General features: G+C 62.6%; 1 pseudogene. It reads left to right on the top strand.

The annotated features are described in order from the left end of the window. Positions 1 to 275: pseudogene (locus PZH32_RS12890) on the top strand (B3/B4 domain-containing protein); the annotation flags it as partial. Between the last annotated feature and the right edge of the window lie 27 nt (positions 276 to 302).

A 302-nucleotide genomic window follows, 5' to 3' on the forward strand; every position in this document is an offset into this window, starting at 1 on the left:
AACAGTCGCCCACGCTGGAGGGGGAGCTGTGCTACCGCGACAACGCCGGCGCCATCTGCCGTTGCTGGAACTGGCGCGACGGCGTGCGCACTGCGCTGACCGACGACTCGAGCAAGGCCTTCCTTATCATCGAGTCGGTGGATCCGGCCCGTGCCGATGATCTGGCCGCCGCCACCGATCAGCTGGCCGATATGGTGCAGCGCTATTTGGGCGCCGACATTTTCGCCAAGCAGATCATCACCCGCGAAAACCCCACCACGGTCATCGACGAGTAGGCTTGTCGTGAATTGGCTCGTTTTAGT

It is taken from the genome of Adlercreutzia equolifaciens, from assembly GCF_029076695.1.
Classification (GTDB): Bacteria; Actinomycetota; Coriobacteriia; order Coriobacteriales; family Eggerthellaceae; genus Adlercreutzia; species Adlercreutzia equolifaciens_A.